We start from the raw sequence: 18139 nt of genomic DNA on the forward strand, positions 1-18139 counted from the left end.
CATGGCATGGACTCGTGAGCAGATGGCGGCCCGCGCCGCCCGGGAGCTGCCCGACGGGGCGTACGTGAACCTGGGCATCGGGATGCCAACGCTGGTGCCCAACTACCTGCCCGACGACGTGGACGTGGTGCTGCAGTCGGAGAACGGGATCCTGGGGGTGGGGCCGTATCCCACCGAGGAGGAAGTGGACCCGGATCTGATCAACGCCGGCAAGGAGACCGTCACCGTACTGCCCGGGGCCAGCTTCTTCCATTCGGCGATGAGCTTCGCAATGATCCGCGGCGGGAAGATCGACGTGGCGATCCTCGGGGCCATGCAGGTTTCGGGGGCCGGGGACCTGGCGAACTGGATGATTCCGGGCAAGATGGTCAAGGGCATGGGCGGGGCGATGGACCTGGTGCACGGCGCCCAACGCGTCATCGTGCTGATGGAGCACAACGCCCGCGACGGCAGCGCCAAGCTGGTCAACCAGTGCAGCCTGCCGATCACCGGGCTCGGGGTGGTGCAGCGGGTCATCACCGATCTGGGGGTTTTCGACATCACCCCAAACGGTCTTGCGGTGCTCGAACTGGCCGAGGGCGTCAGCCGCGACGAAGTGCGCGAACGCACCGAGGCGCCGCTGGTCGCCTAGCGCCCAGCCCGGGGTTCGGACCCTGGCGACGGCTTAGCCACACCGGGTCGGCCCGGCCCCGCACCGCGCCGGTTCACGGCGCGGGGAACCGCATTAACGCCGCTCATGTCGTAGGCTGTGTAACGGCCAAGAAACCGGCAACACGCGCCCAAATTCGGGGAGAGGGCCGCGTACGCCGATAGGGTTTCAATTAAATGACGCATTCTGTGCCGTCGGTGGGTGGGGACCCGGGGCCTGCGTCGCGCCCGACGTTAGCAAGCGATTGAAGACATGATTAAATTCGAAAATGTCTCGATGATCTATGAACCGAAGCAGCAAAATGCGGCTTTGCGCGATGTGAACATCGAGATTAACCGAGGCGAGTTCGCGTTCCTTGTCGGTGAGTCCGGTTCCGGCAAGTCCACATTTCTGAGCCTGATCCTGCGCGAAAAGCGTTCAACCGAGGGCGCGGTCTACGTCGCCGGACAGAACCTGAACCGGATCCCCAGCTGGCGTGTGCCCAAGCTCCGGCGCGATATCGGATTCGTGTTCCAGGACTTCCGGCTGCTGCGCGAACGCAGTGTTTTTGACAATGTGGCCTTCGCGCTGGAGGTCATTGGCGCGCCGCGCGCCCAGATCCGTGAACGGGTGCCCGAGGCGCTGAAGCTGGTGGGCCTGGAGGACAAGGCCCGTCGCAAGCCCACCGAGCTGTCCGGCGGCGAGCAGCAGCGCGTGGGTATCGCCCGCGCCATCGTGAACAAGCCCTCGATCCTGCTGGCCGACGAACCGACCGGCAACCTGGACCGGAAGAACAGCCTCGATGTGATGAACGTGCTGGACCGGATCAACCAGAACGGCACCACGGTGCTGATGGCCACCCACGCCCACGAGCTGGTCAGCGACTACAAGCGCCGCGTGATCGAGCTGAGCAAGGGCAAGATCATCCGCGATGAAACCAGCGGCAGCTACATGCCGATGACCACCGTGATCAAGCAGGACGGCTCGCGCGAGCTGCACTTTGGCACCTCCGAGGACGTTGCCGCGAAGGAAACGGGCCAGGATGCGCCGGCACAGGATTCGAGCGAAACGAAAGATGGAGAGCAGTGAGGCCAGGATTCATCCTCCGCGAGGCGGGAAAGAGCCTCAAGCAGAACATCGTCATGGTCGTCTCGGTGGTGCTGGTGACCTTCGTGTCGCTGACCTTCGTGGGCGCCTCGGTGCTGCTGCAGCTGCAGATCAACCAGATGAAGGGCTACTGGTATGACCGCATGGAGGTTGCGGTCTTCCTGTGCGACGACAACTCCCAGGAGCTGAACTGCGCCGGTGAGCAGGTCACCGACGAGCAGCGCTCGCATATCGAAGAGCTGCTCAAGAGCGACGAGCTGTCCCCGTACATCAAGGAGTTCGCCTACGAGTCGAAGTCCGAGGCCTACAAGCACTTCCAGGAGCAGTTCGAGAATTCGCCGCTGCTGAACCAGGTCCAGGAAGGCCAGCTGCCCGAGTCCTTCCGCATCGCACTGAATGACCCGGAGAAGTACCCGGTCATCAATGAGACGTTCTCCACCATCCCCGGCGTTGAATCGGTGATCGACCAACGAGAGCTGCTGGAGAAGGTCTTCCAGTTGGTGCGCGTGGCCTCGGCGTCCGCCGCCGTGGTGGCCGGGGTGATGATCGTCTGTGCGGTGCTGCTGACCGGCACCACGATCCAGCTCTCGGCCATGCACCGGCGGCTGGAAACCACGATCATGCGTCTGGTTGGCGCCTCCAAGACCTCGATTCAGCTTCCGTTCATCATCGAGGGGGTGATCGCCGCGGTCATTGGCAGCCTGCTGGCATCGGGCACGCTCTGGCTGCTGGTGAAGTTCCTCGTGGAGGAGAAACTGGCCAATGACAACCTCGGGGTCGCGTTCATCTCGACGAACGAAGTTCTGCTGATTGCGCCCGGACTCTTGCTAATCGGTATCATTTTGGCAACAATTTCTTCAGTGGTAACGTTGAAGCGCTACCTGAAGGTTTAGCCAATTCTTTGCCGATCTTCACCGGAACTAGAAATCTCATTAAGGAGCACTATGCTGTCTCACGCGGTGCGAAGTAAGTTTCTCCGCGCGACTGTCGGTGGCGCTCTGGCGCTGACGATGCTGGTTCCGGCCACATTGGCAGGGGCAGACGAACTGGATGACCGCAAGAAGCAGGTCGAGCAGAACATTGACTCCATTCAGGAGGACATGGAAGTTCTGGATGCCGACATTGTGGAGACCGATCGCAAACTGCGTGAACAGCAGGGTCAGTTGCCCGGCGCCGAGCAGGCCCTGGCCGACGCCCGCAGCCGCGTCGCCAACGCCCAGGCCGCGGTGGCGGACCTGAATGACCGGTTGATTGCCGCACAGCAGACCCGCGATGAACTGGCCGCGGAGATCGAGAAGAATTCGGCCAAGCTGAAGGAAACCGAGTCCACGATCTCGCAGATCGCCTCGGAGGCCTACAAGCGTGGCGGCATGTCCGATGGCCTGGACATGATCCTGAACATCGAGTCCGCGACCGAGATCGCCGACGGCATCACCCTGGCCAGCAAGGCGCTGGAGTCGCAGAACAGCGTCTACAACGACCTGGCGCAGCAGCAGGCCACCGACGAGAACAACAAGGTGCGCCTGGCTGCGGTCGAACAGCAGATCCAGGGCCTGAAGGCTGAGGCCGAAAGTGCCCTGGCCCAGGAGGAATCCGCGCGCGATGAGGCCGAACAGCGCAAGAGCGAACTGGACCAGCTGATCGCCAGCACCGAGGCCCTAAGCAGCAAGCTGGAGGCCGAAAAGCCGCGGATTCAGGCCAAACTGCAGAAGCAGGAGCAGGAATACGCGGCCGTGAACGCGCAGATCAAGGAACGCCAGGAACGTCTGATCCGTGAAGCGGCCGAACGCAAGAAGCGTCAGGAAGAAGCCGAGCGCAAGCGCCAGGCCGAAGCCAAGGCGAAGTGGGAGGCCGAGCAGCGCGCCAAGGAAGAGGCGGCCAAGCGCCAGGCCAAGGCCGAGGGCCGCAAGGCCAGCTACAAGAAGCCCAAGTACGTGGCTCCGGCCCCCAAGACCGTGTCGGAGCCCAGCAGCTGGGGTCTGGTCAAGCCGGTCTCCAGTGGCCGGATCACCTCCAGCTTCGGCTGGCGGCCTACCCCTGCGGGCACCATCGACTACGGCGGACGCGGCGGCTACGTACACGCGGGCGTGGACTGGGGCTTCGGCGGACAGTGCGGAGCACCGGTGCATGCCGCGGCCGATGGCGAAGTGTGGATGGCCGGCTGGGGCGGCAGCTCCGGCAACAAGGTGACCATTTCCCACGGCGTGGTCAAGGGCAAGGCGTTGGCCACGAACTATCACCACATGTCGCAGGTGGTGGCCCGTGCCGGGCAACACGTCAAGCAGGGCCAGCTGATCGGCTACGTGGGGACCACCGGCAACTCCACCGGGTGCCACATGCACTTCGAAACCGTGATCAACGGGCAGGCCGTGAACCCATTGGGACTTCTCTAACGCTAGACTTGGTCCCTGTGTGCGATTCTTCGTACGTGCAAGACAAGGAGTGCCATGGCTAAGAAGAACCAGGAAAGCAAGGTCATCGCCAGCAACCGCAAGGCGCGGCATGACTATGAAATCCTCGATACCTATGAGGCCGGCATGGTGCTGACCGGAACCGAGGTCAAATCCCTGCGGGAAGGCAAGGCCTCGCTGGTTGACGGGTTTGGCCAGTTCTACCGGGGGGAGCTGTTCATCGAGAACATCTACATCCCCGAGTACCTTAACGGGTCGTGGACGAACCATGCGGCCCGTCGCCGGCGCAAGCTGCTGCTGCACCGGCAGGAGCTGAGCAAGATCGAACGCAGGATCGCCGAAACGGGGCTGACCGTGGTCCCGCTGAGCCTGTACTTCAAGGAGGGCCGGGCAAAGCTCGAAATCGGTGTGGCCCGCGGTAAGCGCGAGTACGACAAGCGCCAGACGTTGCGCGAAAAGCAGGATAACCGCGACGCGTTGCGGGCGATGCGTGAGCGCAACCGGCGCTCGGCGTGATTCGGCTCTCAGCCCCTTGGGCTTTGGCCGGGGCTGCGCTACTATGGATTAGCACCGAAAAGGTGGGCATCGGAAGATGTCGTTGGCTTTGAGAGATCAAAGGTTGACAACAAAATACGGGGATGATCGGTTTCGACGGTGTGAGTCGCGACAGATGAAGCGGGCCGAGGACGCAAAGTTATCTCGTTAACGCTCTTTGCAACCAAATAAGTGCCGAATCTAAGCGCACTGACTTCGCTCTCGCTGCCTAAGCAGCCAGACAGTCCGTTAGCCAGGGGATGCTATCGCCCCTGTTACTAACGTCATTTAGATAGCCACTGCGATCAATGAACGTTGCCGGCGTTGATCGCATAATTTAGGCAACTGTGCCCGGACCAGCCACTTGTTTGCGTGATGGCTGGGGCAGAGAAAATCCACAGCAAACTGCGCCCGGAGAAGACCTGGCAACACCACAGCGGACGGGAGTTCAATTCTCCCCATCTCCACATGCAAGCCCCGGATCCACCAGGATCCGGGGCTTTGTCATGCCCTCCAGCCGAAAAGCCGGGGACGGTCTATGATGATTGGGGGTTCATAAGGAGGGGCACATGAAAAAGGCTGGCGGTTCGGTACTGCTGATGCTGCTGTTCTTGGGGATTGCGATCATTGGCGCCGGTGCGCTGGCCATCGGCGGGGTGGAAGTGATCCAGCGTGCGGCCGGTGCCCACAGCACCGAGGCCCCCTCCGATCCGGTGCCGGCCACCGGCCCGGCTGAAGGTGCCCTCGTGGAGAGCACCGCGCCGGCCATGACCAGCGCGCAGCGCGGACGCTGGGCAGAGGAGAAGATCCGGCAGTGGCTGGGCAATTATGGTGTCACCGAAGTCTCCCAGCTCAACGCACCCTACCGTCAGGTGCAAGCCTGGTTCGCCCCCGAGGAAGGCCACCTGGAGTTGCTGGTCAACACCCAGCAGGCCGAGGACCGCGAGCAGCTGAAGAAAATCGCCACCGAGGTTCTGCAAAGCGTCCGTCAGGTCGACGCAAGCCTGCACCAGGTCACGGTTTCCACCAGTGACGGGAGCCAAAGCTACACGGCCGAGCGCTAGCGGAGGCACGGCGTTCCGCCGGCTCCGGCGGGCATGAGGCGAGGCGTCCAAGTCGCGGCACCCGGCGCGAAGGACATAGACTGTTGGACGAGCGAAGAAACGTAATAAGTGCCGAAGTGGAGTGGGATTAAGAGCGATGGGTATTGGCAAGACCTCGCGGGTGTCACCTGGTATTTCAGCGGCGTATGCGACGGTGTCCTTTATCCTCGAAGTCGGATTGCTGGTTGCCGCCGGCTTTACCGCCATGACTTTCCTGCCCTGGCCGCCGGTGCTTGCCATCCTCGTGGTGGTGATTCCGCTGCTGGCCATCTGGGCGCTGGCGCTCTCGCCGAAGGCCAAGGTCCGCTGGCGGCTGCGCACCCGGGTCATACTCATCCACCTGGCCTACCTCATCGGCAGCTACGCCCTGTGGCTGAGCATCGCCCATACCGGCGCCACCCAGTACCTGTTCTGGCCGGCGATCATGCTCGGGTTGAGCGCGGTGAGCATCGTACTGGTGCTGAGCACGCGGGGGCGCGTCGTGCCGCACCCGCGGCCGTTGCCCGGGGGTCCCGCCCCGGTGCAGGCCGAGGAACTGCGCGAGCGGCCGCGCGGGCGACGCGCCGCCCGGTAAACGCCCCGCCCGGTAAACGCCCCGCCCGTGCTGTCGCGCCGGCGCCGCTGACGCTACACCATAAATTTTTTGGCCATCGCCCGTGCCGGGGGTTTGCCGCCGGCAGGTGCGCGACCGCCGGGGGCCGGTGTTTGCCTGACGCGGCGGCTCACGCCTGCTCGGATCGGGGCGCGCGCACCCACACCATGGAGGCTTCGATAAGATCCAGCCGATGCGGCAGGCTGATGCGCGCCCCGGGCACCAGGCCCTGCTGCTGGCAGCGGCGCAGGAAGTGCGGGTCCTCGTCGCTGATGCGCACGATCAGCGCTTCGGTGCCGCTGAAGTGGTCCAGGCGCGTCGCCTGGCTGGGCCGGTGCTCGCCGTGGGCGTCGGGGATCGCGTCCCCGTGGGGATCGCTGCGCGGAAAGCCCAGCCGCTCGTCCAGGGCGTTGATGAAGCGTTCGGAGACCGTGTGCTCCAGACGTTCGGCCTCATCGTGCACCTCATCCCATCCGTAGCCCAGTTCGCGGCTCAGGAAGGTCTCCAGCAGCCGGTGGCGGCGCACCACGTTCAGCGCGGCCGCCCGCCCGGACTGGCTGAGACTGATCGCCCCGCGCGGGACAAAATCCACCAGGTGCTTCGCCGCGAGCTTGCGCACCATGGCGGTCACCGAGGCGGGGGACAGGCCCAGCTGGTCGGCCAGCTCACCGGTGCCGATCGGGTGCGAATCCCATTCGGACAGCGCGTAGAGCGCCTTGAGGTAGTCCTCCTCGCTGGTGGTCAGCCGGCCCGGATTGGAAGAATGGGGCACGTCAGCCGCGCAGGTAGGGCAGGATCTGATCGTGCAGCAGGCCGTTGGTGGCCAGCGCGTTGCCGCCGCCGCAGCCCTCCACCCCGGTGATCGAGGTGAAGCGTCCGCCGGCTTCACGCACCACCGGGACCAGGGCGGCCATGTCGTACAGCTCCAGCTCCGGCTCGAACGCGGCGTCCACCCCGCCCTCGGCCAGCAGCATGTAGCTGTAGAAGTCCCCGTAGGCGCGGGTGCGCCAGGCCGCGTCGAACAGTTCCATCAGCTTTTCGCGGCGGCCCAGTTCACGCCAGCCATCCAGCGAGGCGTAGGACACCGAAGCGTCGGCGAGGCTGGAGACCCGGGAGACGGCCAGGCGGCGCGGCTCGGGCAGGCCCGGCTCGCTCACCCAGGCGCCCAGCCCGTGCGCGGCGTGCCAGCGCCGGCCCAGCGCCGGGGCCGAAACAACCCCGAGCACCGGCTCATCGTCGATCAGCAGGGCGATCAGCGTGGCCCACACCGGGACCTTGCGCACAAAGTTCTTCGTCCCGTCGATCGGGTCGATCACCCAACGCCGGGCCGAGGAGCCGTGCACGCCAAATTCTTCCCCGTGCACCGCATCCCCGGGACGCTGGGCGGCCAGCTCGGCCAGGATCAGCCGTTCGGCGCCGCGGTCGGCGTCGGAGACCGGGGTCATGTCCGGCTTCGTCTCCACCTTCAGGTCATTGGAGTGGTAGCGCGCCAGGGTCAGCGCGTCGACCTTGTCGGCCAGCGCGAGGGCGAAGGACAGGTCCTCATCCAGGGTGTAGTTCATGGCGTGGTGGTGCTACTGGGCACCGAGCTCCTTTTCGTGGGTGGTTTCCCCGGTGGTGACCAGCCGGCGGTAGGATTCGAGCCGGGCGGCGGCCGAGGCCGGGGCATCGGGGGAGTACGCCCAGGCCTGCAGGGCGCAGCCGGGGGTCTGGGCCATGTGGTCGCAGCCGCGCGGGCACCGGGTGGCGATCTGGCTCAGCTCCTCGAAGGCGGCCAGCACGTGCTCCGGGTCGACCAGGCCCAGGCCGAACGAGCGGATGCCGGGGGTGTCGATCAGCCAGCTGCCCGGCGCGTCCGGCAGGCGCAGCGCCAGCGCGTTGGAGGAGGTGTGCCGGCCCCGCCCGGTCACCGCGTTCACGTGCCCGGTGGCGCGCTGGGCGCCGGTCAGCGCGTTGACCAGCGTGGACTTGCCGACCCCGGAGTGCCCCAGCACAACCGAGACCTTCCCGGCGAGCATGGTGCGCAGCGTGGCCAGCGCCTCGGGGTCCAGCCGGGCGCTGGAGCCGTCGGCGGCCTGCGAATCGATCCCGTCGGCCCCGGCGGTGGTCCGGGAAATCACCACCGGCAAATCCAGTCCGTCGTAGTAGGCCAGGAACCCGGCCGGGTCGGCCACATCGGCCTTGGTCACGCACAGGATCGGGGTGATGCCCGCATCATAGGCGGCCACCAGGGCCCGGTCCACGAACCCGGTGCGCGGTTCGGGGTTCGCCGCGGCCACCACGATCACCAGCTGGTCGACGTTGGCGACCACCACCCGCTCGGTGGCGTCGGTGTCATCCGCGCTGCGGCGCAGCAGGGTGCTGCGCTCCTCGATGCGCACCAGCCGGGCCAGGGTGTCCGGCTTGCCGCTGGTGTCCCCGACCAGCGCCACCATGTCCCCGGGCACGATCGCCTGGCGGCGCAGCTCGCGGGCGCGGGCGGCGACCACGACCCGTTCCCCGGCGGTGTCCTCCTCCAGGATGACGGTGTAGCGCCCGCGGTCCACGGTGATGACCCGCCCGATCTTCGCCCGTTCGTGCGCCGGACGGTCCTTGGTCCGTGGCCGGGAGCCGCGCTTGTTCGGGCGCACCCGCACATCGGATTCGTCCCAGTCCTGATAGCGGCTCATGCGCGGCCTCCTGCCGCGGCGTCCGCCGACCCGCCCGCAGCGGTGTGGTTGGACGGTGTCTCAGGGCCCGGTGTGTCAGGGGCTGGCGCGCCAGCGGCCGGTGCGTCAGCGGTACCGGCGGTCGCGGCCATCGCCTCCCACATTCGTGCGAAGTCCGGCATGGTCTTGGCGGTGGTCGCGATGTTCTCCACCCTCGTGCCGGGGGTCACCAGCCCGATCAGGGCGGCGGCGGTCGCCATCCGGTGATCCTCGTAGCTGAGCATGTCGGCGGCGCGGCGCGTGGCGGGCGGGATGATGCGCAACGTGTCCTCGGTGGCCTGCACGGTGGCGCCCACCCGGGTGAGTTCGCGTTCCAGGGCGGCGAGCCGGTCGGTTTCATGCCCCCGCAGGTGCCCGATCCCGGTCAGCCGGCTGGGGGAGTCGGCCAGCGTGCACAGCGCGGCCAGCGTGGGGGTCAGCTCGGCGGCGTCGGCGTAGTCGAGCCCACCGATGGTGCCGGTGCCGCGCACCGTGAGCACCGCATCCGCGCCCAACTCCACCCGGGCGCCCATGGCCGGCAGGATCTGCCGCCAGCGTCCGCCGATCTGGGTGGTGTGCTGCGGCCAGTGCGGGATGCGCACGGTGCCGGCGGTGGCCAGCGCGGCGGCCAGGAACGGGCCGGCGTTGGACAGGTCCGGTTCGACGCTGACGCTGAAGGCCGGCAGCCTGCCTTCGGCCACCTGCCAGCCGCGAGCGTCGGGGTCGGTGCTGACCGTTGTGCCCAGCTCATTCATGCTCTGCACGGTCATCTGGATATGCTCGGGGCTGGCGACGGCCCCGGCGGCGGCCCGCAGCCGCAGCCCGCCGGGCAGCGCCGGGCCGGCCAGCAGCATCGCGGAGATGAACTGGCTGGACCCCGACGCGTCGATGCGCACCTCGGGGCGTTGCCCCAGCTGCTGCGGGTGCACGGTGAACGGCAGGAAGCCGGGCTGCCCGGCGTACTCGATGCGCGCGCCGAGCTCGGCCAGGGCATCGAGCACCGGTCGCATGGGACGCACCCGGGCCCCGGCATCCCCGTCGAAGTGGGCACTGACACCCAGCGCGGCGGCCAGTGCCGGCACGAAGCGCATCACGGTGCCGGCCAGCCCGCAGTCAATGTGCACGATCCCCTGGCGCGGGCCGGCAGCGGCGGCGGGCGGGGTCAGGCGCACCGTGGTGGACCGGTCATCCTGCACCGTGCGCTCAACACCCACCCCCAGGGCGGCCAGCGCGTCCAGCATCAGCTCGCTGTCGCGGCTGATCAGCGTGTTGTGGATCGTGCACGGTCCGTCGGCCAGGGCGGCGAGCACCAGATAGCGGTTGGTCAGGGACTTGGAGGCGGGCACCAGCACGGTCGCGTTGATCGGTTCGGTTACGGACGGGGCATCCCACATCGGGTGGTCGCTGACATGAGCCGGCACGTGTTCTTCGCACTTCCTTCGCTTGGTTTCCAGGCCCGGTCCCCAGGTGACAGGCCCTAGCAGAATCCTACCGTGGGCACCGGGAATTATCCGGTCTGGGCGGGTGTTGGAATGAGTGTGACGAGACTGGAAGGAACCATGGGAACAACTGCAAGTGCCCCCTCGGCCGTCGCGGTCCTGCCCCGACCGGCCGGTGAGCGCGTAGACTGGGCGATGATGACGGAAAATACTTTGGGTTCCGGCGTGCCCGATCCCGCTCAGGAAACCGACGAGCAGCGCCGCGAGCGTTTTGAGCGCGACGCGATGCAATACGTCGACCAGTTGTATTCGGCGGCCCTGCGCATGGCGCGCAACCCGGCGGACGCCGAGGACCTGGTGCAGGAGGCCTACACGAAGGCGTTCTCCGCGTTCCACCAGTACAAACCGGGAACCAACCTCAAGGCCTGGCTCTACCGGATTCTGACCAACACGTACATCAACCTGTACCGCAAGCGCCAGCGCGAACCCCAGCGCACCAGCACGGACACCGTCGAGGACTGGCAGATGGCCCAGGCCGCGGACCACACGCCCACGGGGCTGCGTTCGGCGGAGGTCGAGGCGCTGGACCGGCTGCCGGATTCCGATGTGAAGGCCGCGCTGCAGGCGATCGGCGAGGATTTCCGCCTGGCCGTCTACTTCGTGGACGTGGAGGGCTTCAGCTACAAGGAAGCCGCCGAGATCCTCGGGGTGCCCATCGGCACGGTGATGTCACGATTGCATCGGGGACGGAAGAACTTGCGCGAGTTGTTGGCTGACTACGCCAAGGATCGGGGAGTGCCCGCGGCGGTATCCCACTCCAAGGCCAAGGGAGCGGAGAAGTAGAAATGGATTGCTATTCACTGGGCGACTGTGCCGATTCCCGGCTGGTGCGCATCTACAACTATCTCGATGGCGCGCTGACCCTGGAGGACATCAAAGAGGTCAAGCGGCACCTGGAGCACTGCCCGGAATGCACCGAGCAGTACGACCTGGAGTGCATCATCCGATCGGTGGTGCGCCGCAGCTGCCAGGAGCACGCCCCGAGCCAGCTGAAGGAAAAGATCATGGTGCGCATCTCGCAGATCCGGGTCGAATCCGGGCACTAGCCGCGGCCTTGCGCCCCCACGGGAACACCACAACTGCATACGGTTCGGTACCCACCGGTTTGCCCGGTGCCTACCACCACGACGCACCCAGCCGTCGACACCAGCACTCCGGCCGATCGGCCGGCACACCGGTGTCGGCGGCTGGTGCTATGCGGGGCGGAGATGATGCGCATCGCCCGGGCGGAGTTTGACCTGCCGGGGTTTGCTGCCCCGGTTCAGGGGGAGAACGCCGTCGGGCGAAGAGCGGGCAGGACGGCGGATGCGGGTTAAGTCCCAAAATGTGTGTACAGAAACCCTCAAAACCATCTAACCACTAGGGGCAACACCTCAATCACATGCTTTGAAAGCATGTACCGTGGCAAAAGTTGGAAACCGACCTACCTGTGGTGTATGCAAAAATAAGCTCGTCAAGAACGGGAAAACCAGCTCCGGGCGCACACGCTGGCGGTGTAAGATCTGCGGCGCGTCAAGTACCTTGGCCCGTCCAGACACCACCGCCAAAGCCCAATTCAGGGCCTTCCACCAATGGGCCACCGGTAAGCTCTCCGTGTCCGACACCGGCATTGCCCGTTCCACGTTCTACCGCAACACCTACTGGTGCTGGAAAGTTCACCCGACCTTGATCCCGACTGGGGAACAATACCGGTACCTCATGCTCGACGGCACCTACTTCAACGGCTTCTGCGCCCTTACCGCCTACAACGGCCAACACATCATCGGCTGGCAATACTGCGACCGCGAAAAAGTCGCTTCCTGGACCCTGCTGCTGCAACGTCTGCCAGCCCCGGACCTAGTGATCATTGACGGGCACGGCGCCCTGGAATCTGTCATCAAAGCGCTATGGCCCGAAACCCGCATCCAACGCTGCTACTTCCATATCCGACAAACCATCCACAAACACCTGACCCGCAACCCCCGCACCATCCCAGGTCAGCAACTCCTTTCACTGATCAAGGCGCTGAAAGACATCACCACACTTCAACTGGCCAACAAGTGGGAAGAACAATTCATGGCCTGGCGGGTCATGCACGAAACCACCCTCAAAGCCCGCACCTACGCCAAGGACCACGCCGGCAACAGGCCCTTGCACGTCAAGCCCAACCAGGTCTGGTGGTACACGCATCTGCGCCTACGTCGAGCTGATCGCCTCATTCACGGGTTGCTGAAGAATAAGCAACTGTTCACATGGTTAGAAATGGCCGCAGAAGATGAGACGCTTCCTCGGACCACCAGCCCCTTAGAAGGAGGCATCAACGCTGGCATCAAAGACCACCTGCGGGCCCACCGCGGCCTGAAAGCCAAACATGCCATGTCCTTGGTGAGCTGGCACCTGTACCAGCGGACGCAGAACCCGGTGGATCCATGGAGCTTCGTGACCCCCAAGCATTGGTCGGCCAAACCAGCCCCACGACCCGTAACCGAAGAAGACCCGGGCCCCGAACTATACGGCCGGCACTTCAGCTACGAAGACGGTAACGGCATCCAAAAAGGATGGGGCGGACGCCGATGACGCAAACATGACAACGACTCCATACACACATTTTGGGACTTAACCCGCGGATGCAGGGGCAGGTCGAGGATAAAGAAATCCCCGCAGGGCACCGGAAGAATCTGGTGCGCTGCGGGGATCATCCATATCAGCTTATGCGTTGGGGCGCTTGCCGTGGTTTGCTGAACGCTTACGGCGGTCCTTACGCTTACGTGCGCGCTTCGACATAGTGCCTCCTTAGATAGGGATTGCGATACCGCCGCCAGTAGGCGGTGGTCCGGCCACCATTGTTTCACATGCGGGAGGGCTTTGTCGTTTGTGGCGTGCCACACGCGCGTCGTGGCAGCGGGGCACAGCGCCGTGCTGCGCGGCGCGGGGATGTGGCCAAGCATGGGGTGTGACCAAGCGCGCCAAGAGATGCACGGCCGGATCCCGGGCGGGCGGCTTAGCCTTCGCTTGGCTCGGGAAGCTCCATCCAGTTGTACCAGCCGCGGTGCAGCACCAGCCACGCCATCAGCCCGTAGCCGGCCTGTCCGGGCACCCCGCCGTTGGCGGTGAGGTCCGCGCGCCACTGGGTGTGGGCGCGCAGCGGGGTGAACGTGTCAATGTAGTGGTGGTTGCGCCGCAGGGCCACATCCGAGTAGACCCGGTTCAGTTCGGCGACCCGTTCGTTGCGGGCGTCGTCCAGCCCGGGGGCGGGACCCACCAGCAGCGCCTTGATCGACATCTGGCTGGCGGAGTCCAGGATGTTGGCCAGGTTCAGCCGGCTGCGGGCGGTGGAGACCTCAAGGTCAACGTCCCGGTCGGACAGGGCGATCACCAGCCGGTTCTCGACCCGGTCGCCAAAGCGCCGGGTCGCCTCGCCCAGCCAGCGTTCGGCCAGCGCCTCGGACCCTTCGGCCGGGGCGGCCAGCACAAAGGACTGCAGGCGCAGCGCGGGATCCTGGGTGCGCGCCAGGACCCGGCCAAACCACCCCAGGGCCCGGGGGTCACCATGTCCGGCCAGCAGTTCGTCTCCGATTGCGGTGATGCGGATGGTGCGTAACTCCAACGGGGGACCTTTCGTGTGCCGATACCTAGTTCCCCACCTTAGCAGTGAACGCGGCGTGAACCCGGGCAATTGGGGAGGTGTTTAACGTGATGGTGCCGGCACCTGCCGGGCACCGCGACCCATTGCGGGGGAGCGGTGCCCGAAGGTGCCGGCACTATGCGCCGGTCAGGGCCGGTTTAGCGGGCGAACGCCTGCTGCAGCAGCACGGCCTGCTCGGCCTCGTGCCGCTTGGAGGTGCCGGCGCTGGTGGCGGCCGACGCCGGGCGGGAGACCAGGGTGACCTTCTGCTCCAGGCTCGGGGCCACGTACAGGCCGAAGAACGGCCACGGGCCCTGGTTGGCCGGCTCGTCCTGCACCCAGCTGACCTTCGCGTTCGGGTACTTGGCCAGTTCCGCGGCGATCTGCTCGGTCGGGGCCGGGTAGAGCTGCTCCACGCGGATGATCGCGGTCTTCTCGTCCTTGGCCTTGGTGCGGGTGGCCAGCAGGTCGTAGTACAACCGGCCGGAGACCAGCAGCACCTTGTCCACCGCGTTGTTATCGGAGATCGAGCTGTCCCCGATGACCTCGCGGAAGCCGCCGGTGGTGAAGTCCTCCACCGAGGTGGCCGCCGCCTTCAGGCGCAGCAGCTGCTTCGGGGTGAACACGATCAGCGGCTTGCGCGGACGGGCGTAGGCCTGGCGGCGCAGCAGGTGGAAGTGGTTGGCGCCGGTGGAGGGCTGGGCCACGACCATGTTGTTCTCCGCGCACAGCTGCAGGAAGCGCTCGATGCGGGCGGAGGAGTGGTCCGGGCCCTGGCCTTCGTAGCCGTGCGGCAGCAGCATCACCAGGGAGGAGGACTGCGACCACTTCTGCTCGGCCGAGGAGATGAACTCGTCGATCACCGTCTGGGCGCCGTTGACGAAGTCGCCGAACTGCGCCTCCCACATCACCAGCGCGTCCGGGCGCTCCACCGAGTAGCCGTACTCGAAGCCCAGGGCCGCGTATTCGCTGAGCAGCGAATCGTAGATCCAGATCGGGGCCTGGTCCTCGCTGAGGTGGTTCAGCGGGTACCATTCCTCGTCGTTGATCCGGTCGTGGAACATCGAGTGGCGCTGCACGAAGGTGCCGCGGCGCGAGTCCTGGCCGGCCAGGCGCACCGGCACACCCTCCATGGAGAGCGAGCCCAGGGCCAGCAGCTCGGCGAAGCCCCAGTCGATGCCGCCCTCGCGGCTCATCTTCTCGCGGCGCTCCAGCAGGGAACGCAGCTTGTTGTGCACGTTGAAGCCCTCGGGGATCGCCAGGTGCGCCTTGCCGATGGCGGCCACGGTCTGCGCGGAGATCGCGCTGGGGCGGGCCCCGTCGCGGGTCAGCTCATCCTCGGCCTGGGCGAACGGCTTCTCCAGGTCGTTGATGGTCGAACCCGGGGTGACGATCGGGATCGGGGAGGTCTGCGCGGCGTGGGTCTCGGAGAAGATCCGCTCCAGCGACTCGCGGTACTCGGCCAACGCGTTGTCGGCCTCCTCCTGGGTGATGTCGCCGCGGCCGACCAGCGCCTCGGTGTACAGCTTGCGGGTCGAGCGCTTGGCCTCGATCAGGTTGTACATCATCGGCTGGGTCATCGACGGGTCATCGCCCTCGTTGTGCCCGCGGCGGCGGTAGCACACCAGGTCGATCACGACGTCCTTGTTGAACTTCTGGCGGTACTCGAAGGCCAGCTGGCCCACGCGCACCACGTCCTCCGGGTCATCCCCGTTGACGTGGAAGACCGGGGCCTGCACGGCGCGGGCCACGTCGGTGGAGTACTCCGAGGAGCGCGAGGAGCTCGGGGCGGTGGTGAAGCCGATCTGGTTGTTCACGATCACGTGGATCGTGCCGCCGGTGCGGTAGCCCGGCAGCTGGCTCATGGCCAGGACCTCGGAGACCACACCCTGCCCGGCGAACGCGGCGTCGCCGTGCACCAGGATCGGCAGCACTTCGCTGCGCGAGCCCAGGCGGTCCAGCTTGGCGCGCACGATGCCCTCCAGCACCGGGTCCACGGCCTCCAGGTGCGAGGGGTTCGCCGCCAGGTAGACCTTGGTCTCGTTGCCGGCATCCGAGGTGTAGGAGCCCTCGGTGCCCAGGTGGTACTTCACGTCGCCCGAACCCTGCACGGACCCCGGGGTGGCGGTGCCCTCGAACTCGCGGAAGACCTGTGCGTAGGTCTTGCCGGCGATGTTGGTCAGCACGTTCAGCCGGCCGCGGTGGGCCATGCCGATGCCCACCTCGCTCAGGTGCTCGTCGGCGGCGTCGGAGATGATCGCATCCAGCAGCGGAATCAGCGACTCGCCGCCTTCCAGGCTGAAGCGCTTCTGCCCGACGAACTTGGTCTGCAGGAAGGTCTCAAACGCCTCGGCGGCGTTGAGCTTGGACAGGATCCGCTTCTGCTCCTCGGCGCTGGGCTTGCGGTACGGGCGCTCCAGCTTGGACTGGAACCAGTCGCGCTCCACCGGCTCCTGCAGGTGCATGTACTCGATGCCGGTGGTGCGGCAGTAGGCGTCGCGCAGCACCCCGAGGATGTCGCGCAGCAGCATCCGGTCCTTGCCGCCCAGCCCGCCGGTGACCCATTCGCGGTCCAGGTCCCACAGGGTCAGCCCGTAGGTCTTGATGTCCAGGTCCGGGTGCTTGCGCTGCACGTACTCCAGCGGGTTGATGTCCGCCATCAGGTGCCCGCGCACGCGGTAGGAGTGGATCAGCTGCTGGATCCGGGCGACCTTGTTGACCTGCAGGTCGATGTCGACCTGGTTGTCCACGGCCCAGCGCACCGGCTCGTACGGGATGCGCAGCTGCTCGAAGATCTCGTCGTAGAAGTCCTGCTCACCCAGCAGCAGCGACTCGACCAGCTTCAGGAATTCGCCAGAACCGGCGCCCTGGATGACGCGGTGGTCGTAGGTCGAGGTCAGGGTGATGTGCTTGCCGATGCCCAGGGCGGCGACGGTCTTCTCCGCCGCGCCGCGGTACTCGGCCGGGTACTCCAGGGCGCCGACGCCGATGATCGCGGCCTGGCCCTTGGACAGGCGCGGCACCGAGTGCACGGTGCCGATGCCGCCGGGGTTGGTCAGCGACACGGTGGTGCCGGCGTAGTCGTCCGCGGTGAGCTTGTTGCCCCGCGCGCGCTTGATCAGGTCCTCATAGGTGGCCCAGAACTCGTTGAAGCTCAGGGTCTCGGCGGCCTTGATGTTCGGCACGGCCAGCATGCGGGTGCCGTCGGGCTTGGGCATGTCGATGGCGATGCCGAAGTTCACGTGGGCCGGCTGCACGGCGGTGGGCTTCTTGTCCACCACGTCGTAGGTCACGTTCATCGACGGGAACTGCTTCAGCGCCCGCACCACGGCGAAGCCGATCAGGTGGGTGAAGGAGATCTTCCCGCCGCGGGTGCGCTTGAGGTGGTTGTTGATGACCACGCGGTTGTCGATCATCAGCTTCGCCGGCACGGCGCGCACGGTGGTGGCGGTCGGCACGGTGAGGCTGGCGTCCATGTTGTTGGCGATGGCCTTCATCGGCCCGCGCAGCACGGTGCGCTTCTCCTCGCCATAGGACTGGTTCGAAGTCTGGGGTTTGGGGGCCTGCGCCGGGATCGGGGCGGTTTTCGGCGCGGCGTTCTGCTTGCTCGGCTCCGGCTTGGCGGCCTGCGGCTTCTCCGCCGCCGGCTCGCTGGAGCGGGCGGCAGCGGCCGCGCGCGGGGCACCCTGGGTCTTGGCCGGGGCGCTCTGCGGCTTCGCGGCGGGCTGGGCCGGCTTGGCTTCCGCAGCCGGCTTCTTCGCCGGTTCTTCCTCGTCTGCGGTGAGGGACTCGAAGATGTCCCACCATTTCTTATCGACCGAGTTCTTGTCGACGAGGTACTGCTGGTACAGCTCGTCTACTAGCCACTCGTTTCCACCGAACTCTTCCGTTAGCCGATGGTGTGCTTGCTCTGGCACGTGCAACGCCTCTCCCTGATTTTCTACGCTGTTCTAGCTTGGGCGGGCGGTGGCCCG

The 18139-nt window shown here is 66.1% G+C and carries 17 protein-coding genes and 1 other RNA gene; 11 read left to right on the forward strand and 7 right to left on the reverse strand.

Annotated elements, in window-relative coordinates; all coding sequences use genetic code 11:
- Position 1 precedes the first annotated feature (1 nt).
- The 8 genes from AC6I21_RS05270 (at position 2) to AC6I21_RS05305 (ending at position 6357) form a co-directional block, all read left to right on the forward strand.
- Positions 2-631, forward strand: coding sequence for a CoA transferase subunit B (locus AC6I21_RS05270; RefSeq protein ID WP_138172950.1), 630 nt, complete (start codon positions 2-4; stop codon positions 629-631).
- Positions 632-901: 270 nt separating this feature from the next.
- Positions 902-1717, forward strand: a complete 816-nt coding sequence (gene ftsE / locus AC6I21_RS05275; protein WP_138172952.1) for a cell division ATP-binding protein FtsE — start codon at positions 902-904, stop codon at positions 1715-1717.
- The gene (gene ftsX / locus AC6I21_RS05280; RefSeq protein ID WP_054821112.1) at positions 1714-2628 is read left to right on the forward strand and encodes a permease-like cell division protein FtsX; all 915 of its coding nucleotides are present in this window, start codon (positions 1714-1716) and stop codon (positions 2626-2628) included. The genes ftsE and ftsX overlap by 4 nt, the downstream gene beginning before the upstream one ends.
- Before the next feature lie 135 nt (positions 2629-2763).
- Entirely contained in the window at positions 2764-4128 is a 1365-nt protein-coding gene (locus tag AC6I21_RS05285; protein ID WP_246049784.1) for a M23 family metallopeptidase, read from the forward strand.
- A gap of 54 nt (positions 4129-4182) precedes the next feature.
- Positions 4183-4662 carry an SsrA-binding protein SmpB gene (gene smpB, locus AC6I21_RS05290; protein WP_054821108.1) on the forward strand — a complete coding sequence of 160 codons (480 nt, stop codon included), beginning with the start codon at positions 4183-4185 and terminating at the stop codon, positions 4660-4662.
- A gap of 118 nt (positions 4663-4780) precedes the next feature.
- Positions 4781-5150, forward strand: a transfer-messenger RNA (tmRNA) gene (ssrA, locus tag AC6I21_RS05295).
- A 99-nt stretch (positions 5151-5249) separates the two neighbouring features.
- The gene (locus tag AC6I21_RS05300) at positions 5250-5744 is read left to right on the forward strand and encodes a hypothetical protein (protein WP_497763152.1); all 495 of its coding nucleotides are present in this window, start codon (positions 5250-5252) and stop codon (positions 5742-5744) included.
- A gap of 136 nt (positions 5745-5880) precedes the next feature.
- The gene (locus tag AC6I21_RS05305; protein WP_497763153.1) at positions 5881-6357 is read left to right on the forward strand and encodes a DUF2568 domain-containing protein; all 477 of its coding nucleotides are present in this window, start codon (positions 5881-5883) and stop codon (positions 6355-6357) included.
- Between the two features lie 148 nt (positions 6358-6505).
- Here the strand turns inward: AC6I21_RS05305 and AC6I21_RS05310 are convergent, their stop codons facing one another.
- Genes AC6I21_RS05310 through aroA form a run of 4 tightly spaced genes read right to left on the reverse strand, consistent with a single transcriptional unit; the run spans position 6506 to position 10483 of the window.
- On the reverse strand, positions 6506-7147 hold the full coding sequence (locus AC6I21_RS05310; RefSeq protein ID WP_497763154.1) for a metal-dependent transcriptional regulator: 642 nt from the start codon (positions 7145-7147) through the stop codon (positions 6506-6508).
- Between the two features lies 1 nt (position 7148).
- Positions 7149-7937: an inositol monophosphatase family protein gene (locus tag AC6I21_RS05315; RefSeq protein ID WP_138172962.1), complete on the reverse strand. Its 789-nt coding sequence runs from the start codon at positions 7935-7937 to the stop codon at positions 7149-7151.
- Between the two features lie 12 nt (positions 7938-7949).
- Entirely contained in the window at positions 7950-9044 is a 1095-nt protein-coding gene (gene rsgA / locus AC6I21_RS05320) for a ribosome small subunit-dependent GTPase A (protein ID WP_497763155.1), read from the reverse strand.
- Positions 9041-10483 (reverse strand): 3-phosphoshikimate 1-carboxyvinyltransferase, encoded by a 1443-nt coding sequence (gene aroA, locus AC6I21_RS05325; protein WP_497763156.1) that lies wholly within the window; start codon positions 10481-10483, stop codon positions 9041-9043. Before aroA ends, rsgA begins: the two co-directional genes overlap by 4 nt.
- A 213-nt stretch (positions 10484-10696) precedes the next feature.
- Here aroA and AC6I21_RS05330 point away from each other — a divergent pair, with 213 nt between their 5' ends.
- From AC6I21_RS05330 to AC6I21_RS05340, 3 genes are all read left to right on the forward strand, one after another.
- Complete coding sequence (locus tag AC6I21_RS05330; RefSeq protein ID WP_175419477.1) at positions 10697-11344, forward strand: sigma-70 family RNA polymerase sigma factor; 648 nt, start codon at positions 10697-10699, stop codon at positions 11342-11344.
- Between the two features lie 2 nt (positions 11345-11346).
- Positions 11347-11607: a mycothiol system anti-sigma-R factor gene (gene rsrA / locus AC6I21_RS05335; protein WP_054821692.1), complete on the forward strand. Its 261-nt coding sequence runs from the start codon at positions 11347-11349 to the stop codon at positions 11605-11607.
- A gap of 355 nt (positions 11608-11962) precedes the next feature.
- Positions 11963-13117: an IS1249 family transposase gene (locus AC6I21_RS05340; RefSeq protein WP_171021216.1), complete on the forward strand. Its 1155-nt coding sequence runs from the start codon at positions 11963-11965 to the stop codon at positions 13115-13117.
- 132 nt (positions 13118-13249) lie between these two features.
- Here the strand turns inward: AC6I21_RS05340 and AC6I21_RS05345 are convergent, their stop codons facing one another.
- The 3 genes from AC6I21_RS05345 to AC6I21_RS05355 all read right to left on the reverse strand — a co-directional run bounded on the left by AC6I21_RS05345 (position 13250) and on the right by AC6I21_RS05355 (position 18082).
- On the reverse strand, positions 13250-13324 hold the full coding sequence (locus AC6I21_RS05345; protein ID WP_374700303.1) for a 50S ribosomal protein bL37: 75 nt from the start codon (positions 13322-13324) through the stop codon (positions 13250-13252).
- A 217-nt stretch (positions 13325-13541) separates the two neighbouring features.
- Positions 13542-14147 carry a GDSL-type esterase/lipase family protein gene (locus AC6I21_RS05350; protein WP_138172968.1) on the reverse strand — a complete coding sequence of 202 codons (606 nt, stop codon included), beginning with the start codon at positions 14145-14147 and terminating at the stop codon, positions 13542-13544.
- Positions 14148-14323: 176 nt separating this feature from the next.
- Positions 14324-18082 carry a multifunctional oxoglutarate decarboxylase/oxoglutarate dehydrogenase thiamine pyrophosphate-binding subunit/dihydrolipoyllysine-residue succinyltransferase subunit gene (locus AC6I21_RS05355; protein ID WP_138172970.1) on the reverse strand — a complete coding sequence of 1253 codons (3759 nt, stop codon included), beginning with the start codon at positions 18080-18082 and terminating at the stop codon, positions 14324-14326.
- Positions 18083-18139 lie beyond the last annotated feature (57 nt).

It is taken from the genome of Glutamicibacter sp. St.4D3 (assembly GCF_059728615.1).